Source organism: Alicyclobacillus hesperidum subsp. aegles, assembly GCF_027923525.1.
In the GTDB taxonomy this organism is placed as follows: domain Bacteria; phylum Bacillota; class Bacilli; order Alicyclobacillales; family Alicyclobacillaceae; genus Alicyclobacillus; species Alicyclobacillus aegles.
In genome coordinates this window covers 91953-117906 of record NZ_BSBJ01000070.1, presented here as the reverse complement: position 1 = coordinate 117906, position 25954 = coordinate 91953, and the positions used below count along the sequence as shown (strand labels likewise).

General features: G+C 53.4%; 23 protein-coding genes. 10 read left to right on the top strand and 13 right to left on the bottom strand.

Annotated features, from left to right (window positions below; translation table 11 throughout):
• Window positions 1–27: 27 nt before the first annotated feature.
• The 4 genes from QMF38_RS12965 to QMF38_RS12955 form a co-directional block, all read right to left on the bottom strand.
• On the bottom strand, window positions 28–240 hold the full coding sequence (locus QMF38_RS12965) for a DUF3311 domain-containing protein (protein ID WP_058094741.1): 213 nt from the start codon (window positions 238–240) through the stop codon (window positions 28–30).
• Between the two features lie 224 nt (window positions 241–464).
• Window positions 465–1757 carry an ATP-binding protein gene (locus tag QMF38_RS12960; protein ID WP_281759679.1) on the bottom strand — a complete coding sequence of 431 codons (1293 nt, stop codon included), beginning with the start codon at window positions 1755–1757 and terminating at the stop codon, window positions 465–467.
• Between the two features lie 373 nt (window positions 1758–2130).
• Window positions 2131–2616 carry a DUF5317 family protein gene (locus tag QMF38_RS14885; RefSeq protein ID WP_390854673.1) on the bottom strand — a complete coding sequence of 162 codons (486 nt, stop codon included), beginning with the start codon at window positions 2614–2616 and terminating at the stop codon, window positions 2131–2133.
• Between the two features lie 458 nt (window positions 2617–3074).
• Entirely contained in the window at window positions 3075–4202 is a 1128-nt protein-coding gene (locus tag QMF38_RS12955) for an FUSC family protein (protein WP_281759678.1), read from the bottom strand.
• 152 nt (window positions 4203–4354) lie between these two features.
• Between QMF38_RS12955 and QMF38_RS12950 the strand changes: the two genes are divergently transcribed.
• Window positions 4355–5113 (top strand): trigger factor, encoded by a 759-nt coding sequence (locus QMF38_RS12950; RefSeq protein WP_281759677.1) that lies wholly within the window; start codon window positions 4355–4357, stop codon window positions 5111–5113.
• Here the strand turns inward: QMF38_RS12950 and QMF38_RS12945 are convergent.
• Both QMF38_RS12945 and QMF38_RS12940 read right to left on the bottom strand, forming a co-directional pair.
• Entirely contained in the window at window positions 5110–6300 is a 1191-nt protein-coding gene (locus QMF38_RS12945) for a glycosyltransferase (protein WP_281759676.1), read from the bottom strand. The two genes, QMF38_RS12950 and QMF38_RS12945, sit on opposite strands and share 4 nt — an antisense overlap.
• Window positions 6301–6441: 141 nt before the next feature.
• Window positions 6442–7728, bottom strand: coding sequence for an APC family permease (locus QMF38_RS12940; protein WP_281759675.1), 1287 nt, complete (start codon window positions 7726–7728; stop codon window positions 6442–6444).
• Window positions 7729–7893: 165 nt separating this feature from the next.
• On the opposite strand from QMF38_RS12940, the gene gmk reads away from it, so the two are divergent.
• The 3 genes from gmk to QMF38_RS12925 all read left to right on the top strand — a co-directional run bounded on the left by gmk (window position 7894) and on the right by QMF38_RS12925 (window position 12551).
• Window positions 7894–8682 (top strand): guanylate kinase, encoded by a 789-nt coding sequence (gene gmk, locus QMF38_RS12935; protein ID WP_040288227.1) that lies wholly within the window; start codon window positions 7894–7896, stop codon window positions 8680–8682.
• A 107-nt stretch (window positions 8683–8789) separates the two neighbouring features.
• Window positions 8790–10535 (top strand): bifunctional diguanylate cyclase/phosphodiesterase, encoded by a 1746-nt coding sequence (locus QMF38_RS12930; protein WP_281759674.1) that lies wholly within the window; start codon window positions 8790–8792, stop codon window positions 10533–10535.
• Window positions 10536–10601: 66 nt separating this feature from the next.
• The gene (locus QMF38_RS12925) at window positions 10602–12551 is read left to right on the top strand and encodes a sensor histidine kinase (RefSeq protein ID WP_281759673.1); all 1950 of its coding nucleotides are present in this window, start codon (window positions 10602–10604) and stop codon (window positions 12549–12551) included.
• Here QMF38_RS12925 and QMF38_RS12920 read toward each other — a convergent pair.
• A complete protein-coding gene (locus tag QMF38_RS12920) occupies window positions 12536–13663 on the bottom strand; it encodes a transglutaminase-like domain-containing protein (RefSeq protein WP_281759672.1) in 1128 nt (375 codons plus the stop codon). The genes QMF38_RS12925 and QMF38_RS12920 overlap by 16 nt on opposite strands.
• Window positions 13664–13824: 161 nt before the next feature.
• Between QMF38_RS12920 and QMF38_RS12915 the strand changes: the two genes are divergently transcribed.
• Together QMF38_RS12915 and QMF38_RS12910 are read left to right on the top strand one after the other, a co-directional pair.
• Window positions 13825–14763 carry an oxidoreductase gene (locus QMF38_RS12915; RefSeq protein WP_281759671.1) on the top strand — a complete coding sequence of 313 codons (939 nt, stop codon included), beginning with the start codon at window positions 13825–13827 and terminating at the stop codon, window positions 14761–14763.
• A 26-nt stretch (window positions 14764–14789) separates the two neighbouring features.
• The gene (locus tag QMF38_RS12910; protein WP_281759670.1) at window positions 14790–15386 is read left to right on the top strand and encodes a thymidine kinase; all 597 of its coding nucleotides are present in this window, start codon (window positions 14790–14792) and stop codon (window positions 15384–15386) included.
• Window positions 15387–15411: 25 nt separating this feature from the next.
• Here QMF38_RS12910 and QMF38_RS12905 read toward each other — a convergent pair whose 3' ends face one another.
• Complete coding sequence (locus QMF38_RS12905; RefSeq protein ID WP_281759669.1) at window positions 15412–15765, bottom strand: DUF4406 domain-containing protein; 354 nt, start codon at window positions 15763–15765, stop codon at window positions 15412–15414.
• A gap of 209 nt (window positions 15766–15974) precedes the next feature.
• Here QMF38_RS12905 and QMF38_RS12900 point away from each other — a divergent pair, with 209 nt between their 5' ends.
• On the top strand, window positions 15975–17399 hold the full coding sequence (locus QMF38_RS12900; RefSeq protein ID WP_281759668.1) for an NAD(P)/FAD-dependent oxidoreductase: 1425 nt from the start codon (window positions 15975–15977) through the stop codon (window positions 17397–17399).
• A 102-nt stretch (window positions 17400–17501) separates the two neighbouring features.
• Here QMF38_RS12900 and QMF38_RS12895 read toward each other — a convergent pair whose 3' ends face one another.
• The 4 genes from QMF38_RS12895 to QMF38_RS12880 are packed head-to-tail and all read right to left on the bottom strand — an operon-like array spanning window position 17502 to window position 21462.
• Window positions 17502–18254 carry a glycerophosphodiester phosphodiesterase gene (locus tag QMF38_RS12895; protein ID WP_281759667.1) on the bottom strand — a complete coding sequence of 251 codons (753 nt, stop codon included), beginning with the start codon at window positions 18252–18254 and terminating at the stop codon, window positions 17502–17504.
• A 31-nt stretch (window positions 18255–18285) separates the two neighbouring features.
• Window positions 18286–19635 (bottom strand): ABC transporter substrate-binding protein, encoded by a 1350-nt coding sequence (locus QMF38_RS12890; protein WP_281759666.1) that lies wholly within the window; start codon window positions 19633–19635, stop codon window positions 18286–18288.
• 52 nt (window positions 19636–19687) lie between these two features.
• The gene (locus QMF38_RS12885) at window positions 19688–20527 is read right to left on the bottom strand and encodes a carbohydrate ABC transporter permease (protein WP_281759724.1); all 840 of its coding nucleotides are present in this window, start codon (window positions 20525–20527) and stop codon (window positions 19688–19690) included.
• On the bottom strand, window positions 20527–21462 hold the full coding sequence (locus QMF38_RS12880) for a carbohydrate ABC transporter permease (protein WP_281759665.1): 936 nt from the start codon (window positions 21460–21462) through the stop codon (window positions 20527–20529). The genes QMF38_RS12885 and QMF38_RS12880 overlap by 1 nt, the downstream gene beginning before the upstream one ends.
• Before the next feature lie 188 nt (window positions 21463–21650).
• Between QMF38_RS12880 and QMF38_RS12875 the strand changes: the two genes are divergently transcribed.
• Together QMF38_RS12875 and QMF38_RS12870 are read left to right on the top strand one after the other, a co-directional pair.
• The gene (locus QMF38_RS12875; protein ID WP_281759664.1) at window positions 21651–22895 is read left to right on the top strand and encodes an aminopeptidase; all 1245 of its coding nucleotides are present in this window, start codon (window positions 21651–21653) and stop codon (window positions 22893–22895) included.
• A 26-nt stretch (window positions 22896–22921) separates the two neighbouring features.
• A complete protein-coding gene (locus QMF38_RS12870; protein WP_281759663.1) occupies window positions 22922–24538 on the top strand; it encodes a gamma-glutamyltransferase family protein in 1617 nt (538 codons plus the stop codon).
• A 19-nt stretch (window positions 24539–24557) separates the two neighbouring features.
• On the opposite strand, the gene pcp is transcribed toward QMF38_RS12870, so the two are convergent.
• Complete coding sequence (gene pcp, locus QMF38_RS12865) at window positions 24558–25196, bottom strand: pyroglutamyl-peptidase I (protein ID WP_390854640.1); 639 nt, start codon at window positions 25194–25196, stop codon at window positions 24558–24560.
• Window positions 25197–25347: 151 nt separating this feature from the next.
• On the opposite strand from pcp, the gene QMF38_RS12860 reads away from it, so the two are divergent.
• The gene (locus QMF38_RS12860; RefSeq protein WP_281759661.1) at window positions 25348–25941 is read left to right on the top strand and encodes a TetR/AcrR family transcriptional regulator; all 594 of its coding nucleotides are present in this window, start codon (window positions 25348–25350) and stop codon (window positions 25939–25941) included.
• Window positions 25942–25954: the final 13 nt, after the last annotated feature.

Here is a 25954-nt window from a genome sequence, read left to right as displayed (position 1 = left end):
GGGAACGCCCCATTTCTTTCAAACTCATCAGTCATCTTTAAGTATGAAATATAGAAAGCCTGTAACGATGGCACTAATGATGACCCACATCATTTGGTACCAATAAAAGAGAGGAATTCCCCAGATGGCAGGTGACGCGGTCGCATAGAACTGTGGAAAAAGCGTGCCGACAAGTGGGACAAGGACGAGCAAATACCACCAGCGACGACGATGCGATGCAACTTGTTTTGGTTCGTTCATACTAGACACCTCCTTTTACCAGACAGCTTTCGCCGTTGTAGAACGTTGTTTGGAAGTTAACATGGTATCGCTTACACCGCTGTCAAAATATTTATATCTAAAAGTAATGCTCGTGTCAAAGACCCGGCCCATCGTGCGTACATGGGGGGATGTTTGTGACTTGACCGCCCCAGTGTTCATCAATGAGCAATGATTAACAATCGGGGTATTAGGTATCGCTCGAGTTATGATTGTATGATTGGAAGTTTAATTGTTACTCGTGTCCCACGGATTCCGTCGCTATCGAACTGAATACTTCCATGGTGCTCTTGAATGATGTTGTATACGACCATTAAACCGAGTCCAGTACCTTTTTCCTTTGTTGTATAGAAAGGTTGACCTAGGGTGGCGAGAAGGTGCTTGGGTATGCCAGGTCCATTATCGGTGATCTCTATTCTCACAGATTCAGGCTGAACATCATACGAGATTTGTATCAGTCCACCTCGTTCTTCCATGGCCTCTATGCTGTTTTTGAAAAGGTTTAGAAAGACCTGTTTGAGTTGACCAGGGTTGCAGTGCAACGTGACATCTGGTGTCTCCATCGCTTCAAAGTAGACATTGGCTTTGTGCGCCTGTCCTTCGAGCAGCGTGATCGTGTCGCGGATCAAGTTGTCAAGGGTGCAGTCGCGGAAGTTGGCTGGTTCCGGTTTTGCGAGAACGAGTAACGAGCTTGCAATGTCCGATATTCGAACAAGCTCAGACCAGACGATGCGATACGATTCAGGTGCTACCTGATCAAAGTGTTCCCGCAACAGTTGTAGAAACCCCATCACAGAAGTCAATGGATTGCGAATTTCATGAGCAATACCTGCAGCCAATTGTCCAGCTACAGCCAATTTTTCGGTTTGCAACAGATATTCCTGTTGGCGTAGGCGCTCTGATATGTCTCGTGAGACAACGATAAAACACTCGATCTCGTCATTTGTCGAATAAACTGGGGAGATCTTGGTTTCCGTCGGGATAACCTTGTCGCCGAATTGCAGGCGTATCAAGTGTTGCGACGTACAGGCATGGGGTGCGTGCAATGCTGCACGCACCGACGTCGAATCTTGAATAAATGTGTAAAATGACTGGCCGACGATTTCATCAAGTGGTTTGTTAAATAGGCGGGCATGCGAAGGCGATGCAAAGGTGATGTTCCCGCTCGTATTGACAAGCAGGATGAGGTCATCCGTATGATTGGCGATTAATTGGTATTTCTTGGAGACCTCTGATGAGGATTTGACGGCCTTGGAATACTGCTGCCACATGATAATGAAGCAGATGAGTAGCAAACCGATGGGAAGTAAGGCATCTACCAAACGGTCATAGCGTCCGATGAGTACAAACAAAAGGGAACTCATGGCGACAGAAAGGAAGTTAAAGCCACGAATAGTCGACCATCCGGATGAGGTTCTACCAAGTGACCAGTGGACACCTAGAAAAAGAAGTATATTCACTCCCTCAAAAGTAACGAACACACAAGCAGATTGAAGCAAGTCAGGAAGTCCCTTTGCAATGCGAAAGGCGGCCACGCTTGTGAACAGGGATACCTGAAACATGCCAAGGGTCACAAAATAGCGAAACCACCGGATGTCGCGTAAGTTCCAATGATACGCACGGAGGAATGTAACAAGGCAACTCATGGTCATGACCATATCTGCCGCCATCGTGCCATACTCGGTACCTGCCCATATATAGCATAAAATTGAGGTGCTCCACTGCACCCCGCCAGGTAGATATAAGGGATAGTAGTCTAATATACAAGCCAAGATTGTAACAAATCCAATACTAGGCATCTTGTAAAGGACGCTTGCGAGCACTGCGCAAACTGGCACCGTGATTCCAATTATAAACAACAAAGTGCGGTAGCTATTTCGAATTTGACTCATGTTGATAGCTCGCTCTCGTTTGTGATTCTGTCAGCGCAAACCTACTTAATCCGATGCCGACAAGAATATCGCCTGGACTCATGATAAAGGGTGGAATGGGTATCCAGTCACCCAGCCACCACCAGCTATGCATCGTCGCAAAGGAATGGCGTGGACCGGTGTTCGGAGCAACTTCCAGGTGTAAAAGGTGGACGGTGGAAAGCAATACTGGCATTCTCCCACCTGAAATAACAATTGCAATAAGATTGATCGCGGTTCCCGCCAGCACAAAACGGAGCCCTGACACTTTTCGATTAAGGTATAGCCATATAACAACGAAACCCATAGATAAAGGTAAAAGTCCGTACGCCACTGACGTTCGCAAATTGTCAGCCACAACTTGTCCAACAATGCCTATCAACAAAAGTGGCGTAAACCGAAATCGGATTTCAACCAAAGATAAAAGTGAACGGCGGAAAATAAGCATCAGCAAAAGCGGAACTACAAGGCAATATGGCACGAGTATCACTCACCTTAATTAGCAGTTTTATTTTATCATGTGGAGCATAGCGAACCCCATATTAGCAATAAATAAAGAAGAATCGGTAGATACCGATTCTTCTAGTAACAAAATTGCAATTAGCTGGATTATATCCAAGGCCATGGCGCGATGGTTGCCGCGGCAAGCGCGATTATCGCGGCAGCTGTCATATAAGCTTCTTTATTAAGAAACTTTTTCATCGAATTCCACCTCCTATGGATGCAAAATCCGACAACAACAACAATAGAATAGCGAGTCTGTAAATCGAATGCTGTCGATGTGTGTCGATTGAGATGAGTTAACCTACTTTTTTCACTGTTTTTGGAGAACCGTGAACGTTCATCGGGAATTGGGAAATAGCCCGTCGATATTTGCCGGGAAATATTCGAAGAGGTGGTGGCAGCCTATTTCTCAGGCAGCCACCAAAGTAAGCGGATGACTAAGCCGATGCAACATCCGAGCAGTGTATCAATAAACCGTGCATGAATCAGTGTGGGAACGCTGAGGCCGACACGTGCAATCTCTGTAATCGTCAACGCGAGCGGCGTAATAAATATGACAGCTAAGCCGTAGTTGCGCGGAATCAGCAACTCTGTCACTGTTTGTAGCACGAACACAATACACGCCAGGGCGATGTACGATGGACGGAACGATAAAATAGCACCGGCGATCAGAACGCCTAATGCCGTGCCGAAGGCGCGCTGAATTGCGCGGTGGATGGTACCCATAATGGTTGTCCCGATCAAGGTGGCCGCGCAACCCACAGGTACCCAATACGGGCGAGTGTCCCCAAGTGCATACGCCAAGAGTACTGCACAACAGATGCCGAAGGCCATTCGAAGGCCTGCCATCATATAGGGCGAACGGATGAGCAATGCCTGTCGCAACCGCAAGGCTGCCAATTGGAATGGTGCCCGGTTCATCAAACGCTTGGCGGATTCGGTATGATGGTGCGGTTGTCGCCAGGATAAACCCCAGGCTATGCCCATTGAAATCACCCACGCGATCGCGCCACCAATCAGGGCGACAGCCGCACGTGCAGGCGCCGCCACAGGATCCACTGGCATGCCGGTGCCAATGGCACATGCCATGATAAAAAAGAATGGCCCGGGGGGCGCAACTTGCAGCGCACTGCACAGAAATGTGGCGCATCCCCCGACCAAGGCAAAAACGATAGCCATGCTCGCGGGGGATGCGGCGCTCATCGTTCCAAGTCCGAGGGATATCGATAGTCCTAAGGCGACGATGGCAAGCTTGAGTGCCAATCGGCGCAGGGGAATGGCAGCCGTATAAATGCCCGTAAAGCCGCCGATGGTTGCAAGCAACCCCCACAGCGGTCGGTGGGCTAAAGTGGCCGCGAGCAATGGGACAAAGAGACACAGCCCTGCACCAAGGGCCCTGCGCCAAGGCCATGGCGCTTTTCTCAACAAGAATGCATGATGCAATTTAGGCGGGTCATGCGGCGAAGCTCCGGCTAAGGCTGGTTGACGTAAACGTACTTGTGGCTTTGGATATCTCCTGTTTTTGTTCATTTTGTTCTACCTCGCGTCGAAGGGTGTATCTTTGGAGGAGAGAATGCTTTTGATATACGTTACATTATTGTGACCCTTCTCACACGGCAGTGCAAATTTGTAAGCGGTACGATTTGTTACAATATAAACGACTTGTGTTGGAGGGGAATTCGATGAGCCGTATGAGTGACGTGATGCGCCAGGTCCGTGACTTTTACCGTGGGCGCGGGGAAGTTCGTCTCTTCCCGGAACGATGGACTGTGTCCTATTTAAACACATTGTATTTTACGAAGCGGAGTGACGAACTTGACTGGGCCTGGGGCGACTTGGAAGCCCTGATGATGTACTTCGAGCGCTCGGGTATTGAAAATCTGGATGAACTGCCATGGTGGGAATATTCGTTGGCGCTTGAATGGATTGAGGGCCACATCCTTGACGGGGACAGGTTTAATCTCACCCTGGACAATGCACGGCGCATGATGTCTCGTTGGTCGCAGTTCTACGTATATCTTCGCGATATAGATGTCGATATTGACACGGCAGCTTTGGAGGAGGCGTATCGCAAGATTTGCGGAGGCAAGCAACTGAAGCTGGTCGAGCGGATTCCATACACCGGAGACGAACTGTGGATGGAGCTAGCTCCGACGGGAAGCACAGAGTTAACGCCTTTTCAAATCTCTGATTACTGGCTCATGATCATGTACGACAGACTCGGCCGCTCGTGGGACGCCTTGGAGGAGACCCTGCAGTCTGTACCCTCTGTCCGCGAGAAACGCCGGCGTTTGCAGGATTTGCGGGACAAGCTGCGGTTGGCCGGTTGCCTAGACCACCCTGAACGGCTTATTACCGGCCAATTTGGTGATGAGGACGTCGAAGACGCCGAGCGTTGGGTGTACCGCAAGCGTGTAAGGGGACAAGCCAAGCAGGTCTAATGCATTTCATACGGGCGTCCTTTCCAGGCGCCAGCCCGCCGTTGCCAGAAGCGGATCGCAGAGTCAATTGTCATCAGCGTATACAAAAAGCCTGCGGCCGGTAATGTTATGACTCGCCACAGCGCCAGCCTGTACCAGCGAAGAATCGGCACGAAGGTAGCGGACATGATGCACCACGCAACAAGACCAAGCAGGCCTGGCCAGATCCAATCAGCTTGTCCCAGAGAAGTGAGGCAAATGCCTGCAATAGTTGTGGCCACGGGGACAACATACAGTAGTGTCATACCGATGGCGGTGCCGACTAAGAGCCAAAGGGAGTAGTTGAGCTGTACGAACGCTGAGCGAGCGACCATATTCCAAATCTCTGCTAAAGACGTATAGCGGCGCATGCTGGCAAAGTCGCTGCCCAGGCCCAACCACAGCGTGGCACCGCGTGACTGAACGAGTTTTGCCAATGAGCAGTCGTCGATCACGGCGCCAGCGATGGGGGTTAACCCGTCTGCAGTTTGGATCAGTTCTCGCCTGACAAGGATACAGCCACCTGCTGCCGCAGCCGTCTTGCGTCTGTCGTTGGCAACCCAACGAAATGGGTACAGTTTTGCAAAAAAGTAGACGAATGCTGGAATCAAAAAGGCTTCCCACTTTGACTCTACATGCAGTCGTACCATCAGCGAGACGAAATCTCGTCTTTGCCGCTTGGCCTGTTCGACAAGGCGGGACACAGATGATTCAGGATGGCGGATGTCAGCATCGGTCAATAATACATAGTCAGCATCGGGAGGGACTTCGCGCAGTCCATTCTGCATAGCCCAAACCTTCCCGGCCCATCCGTTTGGTAGAGGAGCTGACTTCAAAATCTGCAATCGATCTTCCCGATGCAATGTTTGTGCAATGTTGCGTGCCACTTCGCTGGTTCCGTCATCACTGTGATCATCCACCAAAATGACGTGAAACTCGCCAGCATAATTCTGGTTCAAAAGTGACGGCAGGGTCTCGCCTAAAACATCCGCTTCGTTGCGGGCTGGTACGATTGCACAAACCTTTGGCCAACTAGAGACATCGTCGTGCTCTTCCATGCGCTTGTCTGTTAGCCCGTCACCCATTAGCCAATAGAACCCTCTGCAGCATAACAGGAACAGCCAAGCCAAGCATGTGATGGCCGACACCATGTCTGCAAACCATGGCATGTCGTTCACCTGCCTAGGCAATTCTATGCGTTCTATGGAGTTTAACAAATTGAAATCGAGTTTGTTTTCACTGATCATGCGTGCAGGGTCGCCAAGACGTCGACAATTGGACGGTAAGGGTGGCCCTATCTGCACGTCATCTCAAACTTCAGCCTCGCGCCATGTCCGTATGGCCCAAATGGCCACACCTATGAGCAGCCAAAGGGCGCCAAGTTTGAGCACAAGCGATGGGGACTCTTCGAAGATCAGTGCCACGATCATCACCAGCAAACCTAAGATTGCCACCCATCCGTCGACAATGCGCTTCGGACCTTTCGTTCCCCGTATGTAAAATCGATAAAACAAAGATACGTGAATCATGATGAAAGCCGCAAATGCTCCGAACGAAACGAACGCGTTGAGCGTTTGTAAGGGCACAAAAGTGGCTAAAACGAAAGAGAGAAGCGATATGAGGATCATCGTAACTCTGTCTAAGTGTCGGGACTTTACTGACAACGTGGGTAGGGTTTGTTCGCGGAGTACGGCCAGCACCCGAGAGGCTGACACTTGGCCTGCGCTTGCGTTGGCGATGCCGGAGCCGATGAGAAACACGGTGATCAACAGCCAACCGACGAATGGACCGCCGATGGAACGAGCGAGATCGAAAAAGCCGGTTGCCGGATCCAGTGTGGCATAGTTGGGATGAATGGCGCCTGCAAGCGCACATTGCAGCAGGAATAGAAGACCCATGACTGCTGCGACCCAAATCGTCGCCCGTCCTACAGATTGTGTCGGACGTGCAGCCTCGCCGTCGAGTGTGCTAATACCGTCAAAGCCAAGAAAGCCAATCACGCCTACCGATACGAGTGACAGCATTCGTTCTGGACCAACATGCACAGGCGAGCTGGCAGGCACACCGGCGTGTGGCAAAGCGTGCAGGGCAACGACGATAAAGGCAATTAGGGCGATGAGTTCACTGATGAGCACCAGCGCATACAGCCGGATCTGTCGCCGGATGGGCAACAAGCCAAAGGCCAGATTGATCAGGCTGAGTACCGCGTACCAGCTCCAGTTGGGGATTTGGGGCAAGTACTCGCCAATAAGACTCGAACAATTGGCATACAGCGTGGCGGGTACGAACAAGTAGTCAGCTAATATGATCCAGGCGGCAATCCATCCGGTATCGCTTTGTAGCGCACGACCGACGTAGCTGTATATGGAGCCGCCGGGAAATACCCCTGCGAGGCGTCGATAGGCGTATGCCGTGAGACAAGCACCGAACCAACCTAAGAGCATGACAAGCCAGCTATGTCCGCCGCTTTGTTCCGCGATGTATACGTACATCGACATCGGCGCAATAGGCACCATTAAGACTGCGCCAAAAATCACCAGGTCGGTGGTAGAAAGCGGTTTCGGGTGAGATGGAGGCGAGAATGGCTTTTGTGACATAGCGGGTCGACCTTTCTATGACGAAATGTTCATGCGAATCCTGATATGCGTAGTCTAGCGCGACTTATCCAAAATCACAATGACGATAGAATTCCAATGATGCATGTACTTGTTCGCCGGAAGTGTGTATACTGAATGGAAACTTTAAAACGGGGATGTGTTCGTGTGCACAAAGTGCAATTTCATCTCGATCGGCTCTTGTTTGAACGTAATTGGAAGATTCCCGATCTGATGAAGCGTTCCGGCGTCAACAAAAACACGCTCTACGCCATCAAGAAAAATGAGATTTCCCGGGTCGATCTCAAAGTCTTGCAAAGTATTTGTGACGCTTTGCAATGTGCACTGTCCGACTTGATGAGCTATGAGCCCAAGGGGGAGCACGAGACGAAAGGGCTGTTGTTTATCCTATCAGGGCCGTCTGGGGCCGGTAAAAACACGCTTATCAATTCGCTGCGGGATCGCTACGATCTCGGTCTAACATTCATTCCATCGTTTGCAACGCGGCCGATGCGGCCAGGTGAGCGCAATGGGAATCCGTACTATTTTGTCTCAACGGAAGAGTTTATGGCCATGGCGGAGCGCGGTGAGTTTCTCGAGTACGAATCGATTCACGGCAACTACTATGGTACGCATCTCTTAACTTACGAACAGGCACTCGACGCAGGCCATATCGTCATTAAAGACATTGACGTCAACGGGGCCTTGAATATGAAGAAGGCGTTTGGCGATCGCGTCGTGTTAATTTATGTTCGCCCGACCTCGTTGAACGATCTCGAGGGTCGGCTATACGGGCGTGGCGACGCGGAAGCCGATATTCGAATTCGGATGGAGCGCTTAAAGTACGAGGAATCACTCAGTGACCAATTCGACTATTTGATTTTCAATGATGACATTCCGACAGCCACAGCCGAGCTGGCCCAAATTATTCGCACATGCACGCGCAAGCGCGCATAAACGTTCTTTTTCCCGCGATCGCAGAGTGTCGAGAGAGGAAGTTGCTCGAACTGTGTCGAAAGGGTTGACGAGTGGAACTGATGGCGGATCTCCTTGGGAGGAACGTTATGACGCAACAGCGCACCGGCGATGCGCGAACCATGGATTCGTTTCAGGTTCGGCAAGATGGTACGTTTTATACGCATCAGGGGTTTAGAGATATTTTGAGTGCACACTGCGTAATTCGGTATCTGCCAGAGGCGGTATACGTATGCATTGAAGACGGATCTGGCCGCCTGCTGTCGATTGCCGCCGTGAATGATGTACTGTGCCGGGAATTGGGCTATGAGCCGCTTGAACTTCTTGGGCAAAGTGGATTATGCATCGTACATCCAGATGGACACCACATTGTAAGCGAGATCTGCAAGCAGGGCGAGGTGTCTCTGCCTGTGGAAATGCCGTACGTGCACAGGGATGGAAGTGCGGTGTCGTTTGAAGTTGCAGCGAACCCATTTACTGTCGGCGACAAGCGCTTTTGGATGTTCACCTGTAGGCCGTATGGCGAACGCATGGGTGCATGGCGCAAGTTGATGGATCGCTCATACTTCGACAGTGGGACAGGCTTTCCAAACGAGCATTGGTTGCACGCTAAGCTTATGTCGTTGCAAAGCCAAAAGGGTGCTCAGATTGCAGTGGTGGCGGTTGGGTTGAACAAGTTTATCGGTCTTCGGGATAGTTACGGAGACGAGGTCATGAACGAGGCCTTCACCAATCTTTTAATGCGCGTGCAAAGGGCACTACCTAAGTCGTACGTCGCACGTGTGGCAGCAGACGAATTTGTCGTGGCGCTGCGAACGGGAACGATTGACCCAACGGTCCTTAACTTTCTTACTTTCCTAGTCGAGCAGCCCATACGCGTCAGAGAGTTTAACTTTCGCCTGCAGGCCAGATTTGGCGTCGCTGTTCCTGATGAATCGGAGGATGGGACGAAAGTAGCTTTTGTCGAACTTTTACATCAGTCGTTACTTGCCCTGCATAGCGCGGGAGAAGCGTCGCTGAACAGCACATGGTATACACCGAGCTTGAAGCGCGGCATGGAGGAGAAGCATGCGCTGTATTTTCGACTGATGGAAGCCCTCGATAAAGGGCAAATTGGCGTGGCGTATCAGCCCAAGGTTGACGCTACTGGGCGTATCGTGGGCGCTGAAGCCTTGGCACGCTGGCATGAACCCAGATTTCCGTGCTCGCCGGGGACGTTCATTCCTATTGCAGAAGAACTCGGTCTCATTCACAAACTCGGTTTACGGGTCTTGGGTGTCGTCTGCCGCGATTTGGTACACAACGACGTACTCGCCATGGCGAACATCCCGATTTCTGTGAACTGCTCTGTACGCCAATTGGATCATCCCGACTTTTTACGAAATGTTCAAGCTGTGTTGGGCAACTATGGAATACCGCCGCGGAGGATCGTATTCGAGGTGACAGAAAGCGTTTTCGCCGACTCTGGGCGGCGTCTATCCGTGCTGCAGTCGCTCCAAGATAGTGGACACCGGCTGGCCATCGACGATTTTGGTACAGGCTATTCGTCATTTCGCTATTTTCGCGATCTCGCCCCGGATATCCTAAAAATTGACCAGTCGTTTGTGCGCGGCATCGGGATAGATCCCAAATGCGAAATCATTGTCTCTAGCATCATTGACCTCGCTCATCACCTCGGTGCCATCGTGGTTGCCGAAGGCGTCGAGACGGATTTGCACTATACCTGGCTGCGCGAGCGCGGCTGTGACGTCTTCCAAGGTTACCGATTCAGCCGGCCATTGAGTCTTCATGATATTTTGAAGTGGCTGCCAGTAGGTTCTACACCCAGTAAATAATAGAGTCCACAGATCCCAATCGAGCCTGCTATGCTATGGGCAGGTACGGAGGGAGTTGGGGATCACGTGGAACGTCGGACTCGTGTCCGCTTTTCTTTGCGGTATAAAATCATGGCCATCCTGTTTGGTGCCATGTTGCTCATCGCGCTTCTCAGTGACACGTTATTTTATAGTACGACGCGAGCACAGTTGTTGAACAACGCGGTGAAACAGACGGAATTACTCGCGCAACAAATTGACCTTGAGATTGCTGCCTCGCGGACAGGCGAGGCGTATATCGACAATTTGCTTGGCAATGAATTGCGCATCGCTTCCATCGCCATTGAGGAACAGCTACCGCCACGTGTGGTAGACGTCACCAACAGCCAGCTAAAGCGGCTCGCGGCGCAGTTGGGAGTCAGTGGTATCACCTTGTTTCAGCCGACCGCCGACGACATCGTCGGTGTTCGGTCCACAGATCCCCGCGAAATTGGCCTCTCGACAAAGGGCATGGGCAAATGGTACATCGCCTTTCGCGATCTTTTGGCCGGGCGTCCACAGGCATCCACATATGGCATGGCGGAGCAGAATTACTGGTCAGGACCGTTCTCCAATGCCACATCGGACCCTTCAAAAGTCGATAAGTGGGGGTACTATTACGACGGGCGTACCGACTACATTATCGATCCGTTCTATGTCTCGACGTCGATTCCCGGTTACGAACAGGACGTTGGCGTGAATACGGTAATTCGCCATATTCAGGCTGCCGATTCGGACGTTCTTTGTATCGCCGTGTTGAATCGCACGTTCGGGCAAGCACCAATTCGCTATTCTTACCATGGCACCTCTTGGGTCGATGTTGCCAATGAGCCGGTGATGTACGGCGAGTACAAATATCGCAACCCAGCCGTTGACGTGAAAGCAAAAAACGAAGCCCTCACGTCGAATCGGACGGTGAGCGTGATCGATCATGTATCCGGGCGCAAAGTGCTCAAGACATTTATTCCACAGAGCGTCCGTGGTACGCGCTACGTTGTCGAAGTGGTGACTGATTATCGTACCATCAGCAGCACTTTGACATTTCTTATCCACAATCTGGTCATCGTTTCTGCGATATTGCTTGTCGCGACTGCGCTGCTCAGCTATTTAGGGGCGGATCTGATTGCCAAGCCGCTGCGCCGGATTACAAAGGCTGTGGATGAGATTGCGGATCGCAACTTCGAGGCGCAGCTGCAGGTCCGCCGCTCGGACGAGATTGGCGTATTGGCCGATCACGTCAATGAAATGTCGCGTAAATTGGTTGATTATCTGCGTGAACTTTCGCTGCGCGAGCGCGGCAAGGGCATGGATTATCTCGTGATGGCCACCCATGCGTTGGTGCACGAGTTGGGTACTCCATTGGCGGCGATCCGCCAGATGTCGGAGCTGTTACCGCGTGTGCAACCAGGCTTGAATAGCAAGGCGGTGGAAATCCTCGACCGCATGCATTCGGCTTCTGCATATGCAAACCGCGTTTCCCGTGAGTTTACAAACTTCCTCAAGCATGGTCGGCTGTCTGTCAAAAGTGCGGACGTCTTGGCCATTACGAGGGAGGCAGCGGGGATGTGTCGACCGATGATGGAAAGTAAACACATCCAGTTGGTTCTCGATGATCGCACAGCCATGGCAAAGATCGAGCTGGAGGTTGACGCAGATAAGGTGTTTGCAGCCATTGTCAATTTGCTGAAAAATGCGATGGATGCGATACCGGAATCGGCGCCGGTACGGCAAGTGCGGCTGGAAACGAAGGTCGAAGGGGAACAGTTGCACGTGGATGTTGTCGATACCGGGGTGGGCATTCCGAAGGAGCGTTGGGATACTATTTTCATGCCCTATAGTTCTACGAAGAAAAACGGCCTTGGTCTTGGCTTAACCTTTAGTGGTTTGGTTGCCATCGCGCACGGAGGTACGATAGAAGTGGTTGACAGCGGCCCTGGCGGCACGCGCATGCGGATGTGCCTGCCGCTGATTGATAGGGCCATTCAAGGTGAGGCATAAAAGGTTATAGACGTCTCGGTTTGATGGGTTTGGTCAAACTGTGCAGGAGGTACGTTGAACCAGTCATCTTGCTCTGATCCCCAGGTGGTGTCGATGAGGATCCAGCGATGCTCTGCTGGAAGGTAAACCTCATTCCAGGCATGGCTGCCTTCGTCACCTGCTGTACCACCTAAGCCCTCGTCGATGCGCACGGTGAGTCCACAGGCGTGGGCCATATCCGCATACAACAGGGCAAAATCGGCACAGACACCTTTACCGGTTTTCAGAGTCTGCAACGGCGATTGTGCATCCCATTTACCGTGATACACATAGTCGTCGTATTTGGCCCAGTTGTATGAGATGTGGTGAATTTCCCATTCGTACAATGCCTTGGCCTTTTGTTCCGGCGTCGAATCGCCTTTCGTGATCTGCAAGGCTTTTGCGGCAACTGGCTTTGGCACAATCAGGATGCCAGTCTCCGAGGAGGAGCCTGGAGTCGGGATCGCAAACAGCGAAATGTTTTCCGCGATGGGATGCAGAGCGCCTTGCGCAAGCACGGGCAACTCGCGAGTGGCAAACGGTTGTAACCACGGTTTGTAGACATCGCGTTCAAGCATGGTGTAGGGTGTCGAAGCGTTTGCTGCTCGCGCCAGGGCGGGTAGCGACAAGTATTGGTTTGCAAGAAAAATGCATGCGCCTAGCGCTGCTGCACGAAGCGAACCCGCGATGGCGCCGACGCCGCCGCCACCCATGCGTCCGAAGATGTCCGGTTTGCGTTGGGATATGGAAAAGGTGATGCCCCATAGGGGACGCACCATCGTCATGAGCAAATTAGACAGAATGAGGTAGAGTACGGCAAAACAGATCAGGTTGCCGACGCGCGGTGCCTGTTGCCAAGCTGTGGCGAGGTGTGTGAGCCATTGTGGCAAGTGAACCATGCCCTCCGGATGTGTCATCCACTGTCGGATGTATGCGCTAAGGCGCCAGGCGAGCCAACCCGACAAGCAGGCGACGGCGATGTTCATGACCTGCGCGATGGTCGTTCGCAGTTCGCGAGTAAAACCGCGTGCGAAGCCGAGGAGCGCTGAGATGATGACGCATGCAACGAGAACGATGGTCAACCAATCGTGCACGGCAATTCTTCCTTTCTGGGTCTTGCATAGACAGTCGCCATTGTAGCGCGGATTGTGCTGGTATGCATGGGTGTTCATTTTCCAGTCTATCCGTCAGGAGTGGATTGCAGTAGTATAAGATGGTGATTTGCCAAACTGCCGGTGAGGGTAGGAGGGCCGCCATGGACTGGACGATAGACAACATGCCCAGCTTGCGGGGGATGACCGCGATTGTGACGGGCGCAAACAGCGGCATCGGCTGGGAAGCGGCGAAGGCCTTAGCAGCGCGGCACGCGAGGGTCATTTTGGCCGTGCGCAGTGTAGAGCGTGGAGCAGCAGCCAAGAATCGCATCCTTGCAGAGGTCCCACAGGCGGACGTGGCCGTCATGCGGATCGATCTCGCCGATTTGTCATCGGTGCAGGCATTTGCCGATGAAGTGATGGAGCGGGAACGAAAGGTTAACCTGCTTGTAAATAATGCCGGTGTCATGGCGCCTTCTTATCAAAGGACGCAGCAAGGCTTGGAACTGCAGTTTGGCACGAACCATATCGGACATTTCGCACTCACGTTGCACCTTTTACCGACGCTTTGTAAGGGGCGGGGTGCACGTGTTGTCACGGTGAGTAGCATGGCGCACACAATGGCTAAAGCCTTAGATATTCCGTACCTTCGTGGAGATGGAAGGTATCGTCGGTTTGCCAGTTATGCGCAAAGCAAGTTGGCGAATCTGTTGTTTGCCTACGAGTTGCAACGGCGCGTGCAAAGCCGGGGATTGGCGCTACAAAGCATCGCTGCGCATCCAGGCTTCGCGGCGACATCGTTGCTCGACAATGGCATGTTTGCAAAGTCCACATGGGTTCGGCCGTTTGCGCGGTGGGTGAATCGCTTTGCCCAACCGAGTGAGATGGGAGCCTTGCCGACGCTGTACGCGGCGACGCACCCGGATTTGGTTGGTGGCGAATACATCGGTCCTGTGGGCGGTATGCGTGGTTACCCAGGCATTGTTCGCTCGAGCGATGCGTCATACGATGTCGATGCCGCCAAAAGGCTTTGGGAGTTATCCCTTGAGCTGGCGAATATCCGTCCGGACGATTGGATTGCATTAGCGGATACTGTGTAGTTTGAAATAAAAGGAGATCTTGTAACTTGGCCAAATTGTATTATCGGTTTGGGCAGATGAATGCGAGTAAATCGATTCAATTGTTGACCGTCGCGCACAGTTACGAGGAACAGGGGAAGCGCGTGACATTGTTCACGCCGGCCGTGGACGACCGCTACGGCCGAGGCGTGATTGCGTCGCGCGTCGGCATTGCGAAGCAGGCCATTGTCGTCGATGACGGTACCAACCTGTATGAAATCGTCAAGGGCGATCCTGCCGACTGTGTTCTCGTCGACGAAGTGCAGTTTTTGCGTGCGTACCACGTCCGCCAATTGGCTCGTATCGCGGACGATCTTGATATTCCTGTCATCGCGTACGGCTTGTTGAAAGATTATCGCAATCAGTTGTTTGAAGGCAGTGAAGCGGCCATTTTATGGGCCGACCGCATTGAAGAAATCAAGACCATTTGCGCGAATCCTGGGTGTGACCGCAAAGCGACGATGATTTTAAAAGTCAAAGACGGCAAGCCGGTGTATGCGGGCGAACAAATCGAGGTTGGCGGCAACGATTTGTACAAATCCGTCTGTCGCAAACATTACTTTCATCCCGACGTCGACGGGTTGATGCGTACCCCTAACTTCTAATCCCATCCTGCTCGCAAATCTCCCCTTATAAATCCAGTGCAAGCTGGCGCACGCCAACATCCTCAATGGCGTGTGTACAAAGGCGCAAGAATGTCGACATCGAGTAGACTGGCATCTCGAGTTGGCTCGCCACATACACTTCAAGCCGTGCACCACGCGAATGTTCCCAACCGGGCAACGTAACGATGCAATCGGCATCCATCAGCAGACGGATGTCCTTGCGCATTGCACTCGGCCACGATTCGTCAGAGCCGCACACCTCGGCGGGATTGATGACCTCGTGGCCGTAACTGCGCAGTTTTTTGGCCGCCTCCAGAAATGCTGGACGATTCAAGTTGGGAAAACCTGTCATGGGTCCAGATATGTACACTCTCCGCATCCTACATGACCTCCGCTACAGTGGATGAAAGCCACTATACAGAACGTATGTTCGATTGTCAAACCACATTGGCCCTCTTGACCTTAGCGCTGTAACCGCTATAATGACGAAGGTCATTCATCCGAACAATGTGGTTGTGTTTAACATCAATGTTCGGGGTTTTCATTTGTTCACTGCGGACGATCAGCCGCCGAACAGGAGGAATTTGCGTGGCGGATAACTATGACGTGATTATCGTTGGTGCTGGGCCTGCGGGTATCTACGCGGCGTACGAGTTGGCGGAAAAGGCGCCCCGGGCAAAGGTACTGATGATTGATAAAGGCGTCGAGGCGAAGTACAGGCATTGTCCGATTATGGAAGGCCGTATCGACAAGTGCCCACCTGCCAACAAAATCAAGACTTATGCAAGTTGTTGGCCAGCATGTGGCGTCATCAATGGCGCGGGTGGCGCAGGCAGCTTTAGCGATGGGAAGTTCAACATCACGGCCGAATTTGGCGGATACCTCACAGAATACCTGCCATCATCCGAAGTTTTATCGCTGATCGAGTACGTCGATGCCATCAACTTGAAGCATGGTGCCCCAGATGTCATCACGGATCCCTCAACGCCGGCAGTTGCGGCCATTGAGCGGCGGGCCATGGCTGCAGGGCTGAAGTTGTTACGCGCACGGGTACGCCACATTGGGACAGACATGAATCTCGAATTGATGAACTCGATTTTCGATTACCTCGCAAAACATATCGATCTTCGCTTCCGCACATTTGTGGAAGATTTGCTTGTCGAGGAGGAGCGGATTGCGGGGGTCGTCCTGCGCGGAGGCGAGCAAGTTCGCGCAAAGTTCGTTCTTCTCGCACCAGGACGAGACGGTGCGACCTGGTTGTCCGATTTGTTCCGGCGCCACAAACTGCGGATGACCAACAATCAGGTGGACATCGGCGTTCGTGTGGAGACGAGCAACGTTGTCATGCAAGAGATCAACGACCATCTCTACGAAGGGAAGTTTCTTTATCAATCGCCGGCAACAGGTCTTATGGTGCGCACGTTCTGTAGCAACCCGTCGGGCCACGTCGTCGTTGAAAACCACACGGGTGTCATGGCGGCAAATGGTCACGCATATCACGATCCGGCGCTCGGCTCCCACAATACCAATTTTGCGCTGTTGGTCAGCCATCGCTTCACCGAACCATTCGATCGACCGAACGAATTTGCGAAAAGCATCTGTCGTCAAGCGAACGAACTTTCCAACGGCTCAATAATCGTTCAGAAGTATGGCGATCTTCGCAAAGGGCGCCGCAGCACAGAGCAACGCATTCGGGAGGGCTTCGTCGAACCGACTCTGAAGGAAGCGGTACCGGGTGATCTCGGCCTCGTTCTGCCGTATAAGACCATGTTGGCGCTGCAAGAGATGATTGAGGCGCTCGACAAGGTAACCCCGGGTATTGCGAGCGATCACACCTTGTTCTACGGGGTCGAAGCAAAGTTTTACGCGGCACGCGCGGAAGTTGGAAAGGATCTTCAGACGCACATCGATGGCTTGTATTGTGCGGGGGATGGCCCGGGTATTTCCAGGGGAATTTCACAGGCCGCGAGTAGCGGTGTACACGTGGCGAGGCAATTGTTAGGGCGGTTGTGAAGCAGCCGCCCTTACTTGGTACAAAGTATCGTTAAATAGGAATCCCAATCGTTTGTCTCTGTCAGCGTAATCTAGGGCTCCAGTGGGCCATTACCCACTGTATCAGACGGACGAAGATGCGGTTTGTTTATACGTCAAATCGTCAAGAATGACGCCCGAGACGCCAGCCTGAAGGCACAACGCTAAGGCCTCTTTGCTGCGCACGGTCCAAGCGAACACCGCATAACCCCGTGCTTTGGCTTGCGCCACGAAGTGGGGATCAAGGTGTTCAACGTCTGGGTGCAGGCTGTCAAGGCGCAAGGTCTCAGCGAGATCGAAGGGAGGCCAAAGACGACCAACGAAGAGGGCGCCTAAGGCGATGGTCGGATCCAGTGAGCGCACCGCGGCGAGCGCGGTATGATCAAAAGATGACAAAAGGACGCGTCCGGCTGCGCCATGACGGTAGATACAGCCTAATACGCTGCGGACGAGTGCATGGGTACGCTCGGCAGGTCCGGTTTTTAGCTCGATGTTCAAACATGTGTGCGGCAGTGTGACGAGTACTTCGTCCAGCGTCGGGATGACCGTACCTTGAAATCGTTGGTCGAACCAGGCACCGGCATCGTATTGGCGGATTTGTGCAAGGGTCATGTCACTGACGGCGCCTTGACCGTTGGTCGTCCGTTCCAAAGTTGCGTCGTGGAGAACGATGAGTGAGCCATCGCCGGCCGAGCGCACATCGAGCTCGATCATATCGGCGCCCATCGCTACAGCTCGCGTGAACGCAGGTAGGGTATTTTCGGGGCATTCCGACTTTGCGCCGCGATGGGCGATCCACACCACGTCGTCCGCTTGCAGCCACTCTTGTATGTTCATGATTCATCCTCCACGGGCTGACGAGGTCTTGTCAGCCTAAGTTTTGGTTCACCTGTTCCGCCGTTTGTTCCATCGTCGGTGCCACAGGTTTTCCTTCATCAAAGATGCCTTCCAGGGCTTGTTGCACTTGTTCGAGCACCGCGAGGTATGCCGGCGATGCAGGTGAGGATTGCTCGTACTTCAATTCGTCAATTGCCGTCCTGTATTGTGGGTGTTTGGCAATGAATGACATGTATGTTTTGTTCGCCAAATCGACTTTCTGCACAGGAAGATAACCCGTTTCTATTGACCATTTGACGGATTGTGCAGGAGCAGTCCACCACTGAATAAACGTCCAGGCAGCCTGTTGTTGAGCCGGGGACACGCCTTTGAGAATGGCGAGATCGCCACCGCCAGGAGGCACAGCGAGCGTCTTCCCGCGCGGTAGCAACGCCGTGTTCCAACTAAATTTCAATCCGACGCCCGACGCAACCTTGCTGGCACTTCCAATCGAGTCAATATCCATAGCTACTTCGCCATTGATGAAATCCTGCGTCATGAGATCCCACGCATTTGGGCCGGCCTCGACTTTGGCATTGCCTTCTTTGACCAACTGGGCTTGTGCATTCAGGATGGTCAAGGCATTGGGCTTGGCAAATGTCGCTTCGGTCAGGTTGTGCGAGAGGATGGTTCCACCGCTCGATAAGACTGCATATTCCCACGGCCACCAGTCGACAAGCGGCGCAAAACCATATATTTTGTGGCTGCCTGCGCCCTTCGTCAGGGCTTTGGCGTCTGGCATAAGTTGCGTCCAGTTCGTCGGTGGCCGAGTGATGCCAGCTTGCCGAAAGAGCGTCTCGTTATAATAGAGCACGGGAACGCTGCGATTAAACGGCACGCCATAGTAGCGGCCCTGATACTGTGTTGAGACGAGAATGCCATCCAGGAAGTTGCTTGGTTTGTCAATGGAACTCGTCCTCAGCAGGGAAGTGAGGTCCACCAATTGGCCACTGGCAGCAAACACTGGCATCGCATGAACCTCGATTTGAGCAATGGCCGGCGGGTCGCCTGCTTTGATGGCCGCGAGGAGCTTTTGCTGTTCCTCGCCGCCCCCTGAATAGCTACCTTCGTACGTAGCGACGACTCGAATGTTCGGGTGTGTACGGTTAAATTCGGCAACCATTTGTTGAATGTCGTTACTCAGGTTGTTGCTGACGCCGTACCAGAAGGCAATGGTGATGGGATTCCGGCTCGCCGCCCCCATAACGGATTGGTCAGATATGTGTGATGATGAGACCGTATTCGCTTTTGTCGCAATGTTCGTTGTACCGCAACCAGTGGCGAGTGTCCCCGCTGTGCATAACACTCCGAAATAGACGAGTGGACGCCTGATGTTGTTCATTCGTCAATACACTCCTTATTGTATGTGTTTGGATGCTTGCATGTCGTATTGTTCAGCCTTTCAAAGAAACGCCTGTGACACCTTGTACGAAATAACGTTGGCCAACCAGGAATAGGATCACGACAGGGGCTATCGCAAATACGTCGAACGCCATGGCGAGGTTCCATTGCAGAGATTGACCCGCGTCCTGAGTCAGGAAGTACGACAGTGCGACCGGAACGACGCGCATGTTGTTCGTGTTGGTCGCGATGAGCGGCCAGAACAGGCTGTTGTAGTGGTATACGAAGTTGAGCAACACAAGCGTTGCAACGGTTGGCTTCGCATGCGGTAGGACAATGTTGACGAGAATCTGCCATTCAGTTGCACCGTCGACGCGCGCAGCCTGCACCATTTCCTTCGGGATCGAAAGGAAACCTTGGCGCATCAGGAAAACGCCGAATGCGGACCCGACGAAGGGAAGGATGAGCGCGCCGTAGGTGTTGATGAGATGGAATGTCGAAAGCATGCTGTAGATGGGGACGAAGGTTGCCTGCATCGGCACCATCATGGCGAGCAGAGTGGTGAAGAAAACCAAGCGCTTGCCTTGATAGGGAATAAAGACGAGCGAGTATGCCGCGAGGGCCGATGTTCCGAGTTGACACGCGACAATCGTGGCGTTGGTCAGCAAGCTGTTGCCTAAAAACAAGAGAAACGGCTGGGCGTGCCAAGCAGTGACGAAGTTGCCGAAGGCCAGGTGGTTGGGCCATAAATGCGACGAGAGGATGTCGGCGCTTGGTGCAAGTGCCGTGCGGATCATCCAAAACAGCGGGGTGATGCATACAGCGCATAGGATAATCAGGACGATGTGCACTGTGCTGTGAGCGAGTTGAAGGCGCAGGCGTTTCGCATTCATCACGATTCATCCTCCACCCAGCGATTGCTGAAAGAGACTTGCAGCCAGGTTAAAAGTGCAAGCATTGCAAAGAGGACGACCGAGGCTGCGGACGATGTGCCAATGTCGTACATTTGAAATCCCTTCTCAAAGATGTAATAGGCAAGCGTGGTGGAGGCGCCATCGGGACCACCCCCGGTCATGACATAGACTTGGTCAAATGTCTGAAACGTCTGAATGAGGCAGACGACGATGGCAAAAAACAGGCTTGGGGCCAACGCGGGTAGCGTGACATGGCGTAGCGTTGACCATAGGCCGCCGCCGTCGACCCGGCAGGATTCCTTCAGGTGTTGGGGTACATTCTGAAGGCCCGCCAGAAAGACGAGCATGTAGTAGCCCGTATACTGCCAGATCGAGAGGATGAGAATCGACAGGAGTGCGGATTGGCGACCGCCAAGCCAGTCGATGGGATGGCCCCCAAATATCTCGACGATCCGGTTGACAAGCCCGCCGTCGGTGTTGAACAGCAGGGTGAACATGAGGCCTGATCCGACCAGTGGGACGACATACGGCCCGAAAAGAACGGTACGGTAGACGCTGGTACCCGAAAGCCGCATGTTCACCAATATGGCGAGGGCGAGTGCAAGAGGCAACGATAAGAACACCATGCCTGCGGCGAGCACTGCGGTGTTGGTCAGCGCTTGGCCAAAGTCGGGTGCGGTCAATAGGTGATAGTAATTTTCCCAGCCAACAAACTTCATCTTTGGAGCGAGAAAATTGGATTGAAACATGCTCAGATAGACGACATATGCCATGGGAATGAACACGAAGAGCGTCAAGAACACCAGCGCGGGCAAGATCATGATCCAGCCGTGGATCGAAGACTGGACTTGCCGCGCTGTCTGTCGGCGCACACGAGCTTGGCTTTTGAGGACGCCTGGAAGAGCCCTGCTCAATCGAATGCCCCCCTTTACTCATAACAAAATTCGATCCGGCCTTGAGTGTACGCATGGTTTGTGAAACGCTCATCAATCATCGATTGCTTTTCGGTAAAGGTCTCGTAAAATAGGCAAATTTGTTATAGTGAGTGCAGGGCGTTCGTGAAGCGCAGCAGTTCAGCATCGGTAAAAGGGGCGGACACATCATGACAGATTTACAGCGGAAATACGCCGATCTCATCGTTCGTATCGGCGTCAATTTGCAGCCGGGGCAGCCCTTGGTGATTGGTTTTGGACGCCGACAGGTATACCCGGAACACGTCGAGTTTGCACGTAAACTCGTGGCGGCAGCTTACGATGCTGGCGCGAGTTTCGTCCAGGTCGATTGGGGCGATGAATGGTGGCAGCGCGAAACGGTGGCGCGGGGCGATCTCGACCTCTTGCGCGAGCGCGCGAAGTGGCAGTTGCAATGGGTCGAGAAACTCGCTGGGCTTGGTGCTGCGTATATTGCCATCCCGGCAAGCGACCCGAATCTATACAATGGTGTGCCCGCGGATCGCGTGGAAGTGGCGGAGCGAGCCATTCGTGAGACGTTCCGTGCCTTTGATAATGAGCGCACCAACGACATGCATCGCTGGACGCTGGCCTCGGCACCGACGGCCGCATGGGCGGATGTGGTGCACAAAGAACTGCCGAAGTCTGAAAGGGTCGACGCACTTTGGCAAGACATCTTAAAAGCAGCGAGATCGACCGGCGACGATCCTATTGCCGATTGGGAGCGCCATATTCAAAACCTGCAGCGGCGGGCAAAGTGGCTAAACGACTTGCGCATCAAAACACTGCATTATCGTGCACCTGGCACGGATTTGGCCATTGAGCTTGCGGAGGGTCACTATTTTGCGGCGGCTGGCCATCCAGATCAAAAGGGCGTGCGGTTTGTCGCCAACATCCCGACGGAAGAAGTCTACACGGCGCCGAAGAAGACAGGTGTGCACGGCACGGTCTCCAGCACGATGCCGCTTAATCACAACGGATCGCTGATTGAGGGAATTCGCCTGCGCTTCGAGCATGGACGCATTGTCGAGTATCATGCGGAGAAGGGGCAGGATGCGTTGCGGGGTATCATTGAGGCGGACGAAGGTAGTCATTATCTTGGCGAAGTTGCTCTCGTGCCGGTCGATTCGCCCATCGCGCAAATGAACCAGATTTTCTATAACACGTTGTTCGACGAGAACGCGTCCTGTCATCTCGCTATCGGGCGTGCGTATCCGCTCGTTGAAGGCGGTCATGGTCTCCCGGCGAGCGAATGGGAAGGCCGCGGACTGAACGATAGCCTGATGCACGTCGATTTCATGATTGGCTCGGCCGATCTCGATATCGACGCGGAGTTATTTGACGGTAATACAGTACCGGTATTTCGCAAGGGTCGTTGGGCGAACGGAAACGCCTGAGCGATCACGTGCAGGGAGGCATAGGGATGGGGAGCCTTTCGTTGGATGGAACACATTATCCATATCCGTCTCGGCGCACAGTCGTCTATGCGCGCGGCGGCATGGTTGCGACGTCGCAGCCGCTCGCATCCGCGGCGGGCGTGGAAGTTTTACGCCGTGGGGGCAACGCCGTGGACGCGGCGGTGGCCGCCGCCGCTGCGCTGGCCGTTGTCGAGCCGACGTCAAACGGCATTGGCAGCGACGCGTTTGCAATCGTCTGGCATGACGGGAAGATGTACGGGCTTAATAGCAGCGGCAGATCTCCTGCCTTGCTATCGTTCGATGCGCTTGCGGCGCGGGGGATCGCCGAGATGCCGACGCACGGTTGGCTGCCGGTGACCGTGCCAGGTGCTCCAAGTGCATGGGCGGCACTGTCCGAGCGGTTCGGTCGCGTCCCTTTGCGGGAAGCGCTTGCACCAGCCGTTGCATATGCAGAGGACGGATTTCCGGTGGCCCCTGTCACGTCGGTGAATTGGCGTCGCGCCGTCGAGGCGTACCGGAGCCGCCTGTGCGGAGCTTTACACGAACCGTTTTTCAAGGTTTTTGCTCCCGGCGGCGCCCCCCCACAAGCCGGTGCCTGTTTCCGCAATCCCGACGCGGCGCAAACGCTTAAGGCCATTGCGGAAAGCGGGGCGCGCGCGTTTTATGAGGGTGAGATTGCTGCTCGGATCGACCGCTTTGCACAAGAAACAGGTGGTTTGTTGCGCGCTTCCGATCTCGCTGCGTTCGCACCCGAGTGGGTCGAGCCACTCTCTGTTCGCTATCGAGGTTACGACGTGTGGGAGTTGCCACCCAACGGTCAGGGCATTGTTGCCCTGATGGCCTTCGCGATTCTCGAGGGACTCGACATCTCCGCCATGTCGCCGGAAAAGCGTGCCCACGTGGAAATCGAGGCCATCAAGCTCGCGTTTTCGGTAGGTCTTGCCGAAATTGCGGATCCAGCGGCGATGCGCCGCTCACCAAGTGAGCTTTTGGCGGACGATTTCATCACTGGGTTGCGATCGCGCATCACGAGCGAGGCCCTTATGCTGCCCCCTTCGCGGCCGCAGCCGGGGGGTACTGTGTATTTGTGCACAGCGGACGGCGAGGGTAACATGGTGTCCTTCATTCAAAGCAACTATATGGGCTTTGGCTCTGGCATCGTCGTGCCAGGCACGGGCGTGTCTCTGCAGAATCGTGGGCACAACTTCAGCATGGATCCCAGTCATCCCAACGCGCTCGCTCCTCGCAAGCGTCCATACCATACCATCATTCCTGCCTTTTTGACGAGGGATGGCAAGGCGGTTGGCCCGTTTGGGGTCATGGGCGGTTTTATGCAGCCTCAAGGGCATGTCCAAGTGCTGAGCCAAGCCCTCGATTTAGGCCACAATCCCCAAGCCGCTCTGGATGCGCCGCGTTGGCAATGGATGAGCGGGAAGCACGTCCTGGTCGAGCGGGCGTTGGGTATTGAGACCATTCAAAAGCTTGTGGATAGAGGGCACGATATCGAGGTTACCGATGACCCCACGCCATTTGGGCGTGGACAAATCATCTGGCGCGATGGCCATAGCGTCCTTGCAGGTGGTACAGAGCCACGTGCGGACGGTGCTATCGCCATTTTATAAGCACTCTTTTAACAAACCCTTAGCACATCAAAGGCGGGCGCTCGGGAAAACTTTGCACGACGGCTTCGACGGCGGCACGCACACCTTTCGCCATCAAGTCGAGCGGCAAACCGGGCGCCTTTTTTGCGAGCACCTGTTCCGTCATATAGGGTACGTGCATAAAGCCTCCTACAATTTGCAGGTTATGCGTGTGAATGTGATGCATTAAGGTGTAAAACACATAATTGCAGACGAACGTACCGGCGGTATCGGAAATTGCCGCGGGCACACCGACAGCCCGGATAGCCTCGACCATCGGCCGCAGCGGGAGCAAAGAGAAGTATCCGACAGGCCCGTCCTGCCTAATGAGTTCGTCCTGGGGTTGTGCGCCTTGATTGTCTGGAATGCGGGCATCCATGATGTTTATGGCTACGCGCTCTGGCGTCAGTTGTGTGCGGCCCCCGGCTTCTCCCAGGCAGATCACAGCACGTGGGTGAACACTCTCGATTGCGCTGTACAATTCGTCTGCCGCCGTGGAAAATGCCGTCGGCAGGCGTTTGGCGACAATTCGAAAGCGGTTTGCCAGCGTTTCGCCGCTTAGTGTGCGAGCAATTTCCCACGAGGGATTAAGGACCTCTCCTTGAAACGGCTCAAACCCTGTCAATAAAACGGTTTCCATTCGCATCCCTCCTCTTGATTATATTTTCTTGGCCCAGGGTGCAATCCCTTTTGGACGCCGCGCTTTACCTTATGCATGCCCCGTCGTATACTCATTTTTGACCAAGTGACCAAATTAGGATTTTGGTCAAAACAACTCGAAGGGAGTGAGCATGTTGGATTTGCGCGAGAAGATTGAGGCGGCTGCAAAACAAGCATTTTCCGAGTTTGGCTATAAAGCGACGACGATGGATCAGGTGGCCCGTCTAGCAGGAATCAGCAAGGGTGCGATTTACATCCACTTTCCAAGCAAAGAAGCGCTATTCGGGAATATGTTGCAAGAATTAATTGCCCATCTGCGCGAGGCTGTAGAAGCGGAGTTGCAGCCAAACGCGGACTTCTTCGATAACTTGGAGCGCGGGTTGCGTCGGGTCGTCGCCTTTCGCCAGGAACACGCCGTATTTGCCAAGTTAGCGCAGGAAGTGCGGCAATTTGGAACAGAGCCTGCCCGTGCCGGGTTGCGACACGTTGAGCATTCGATAGTCGACTATTTGAAAGGATATCTGGAACGAGGCATCGCGGAAGGGGATGTGAAGCCCTGTGATCCTGAGATCGTTGCGTTTGTTCTGATGCGCACGTATACGACATTGGTCAACGATTGGGCAGATACGCATGAACCCCTCTCCAACGAAAACCTCATTCTCCTGTTTCATCAACTTTTTGCAGACGGTCTGCGGAATTCATCCAAAGTCGCGAAGACAGAATGAGCAAGGGACGAAG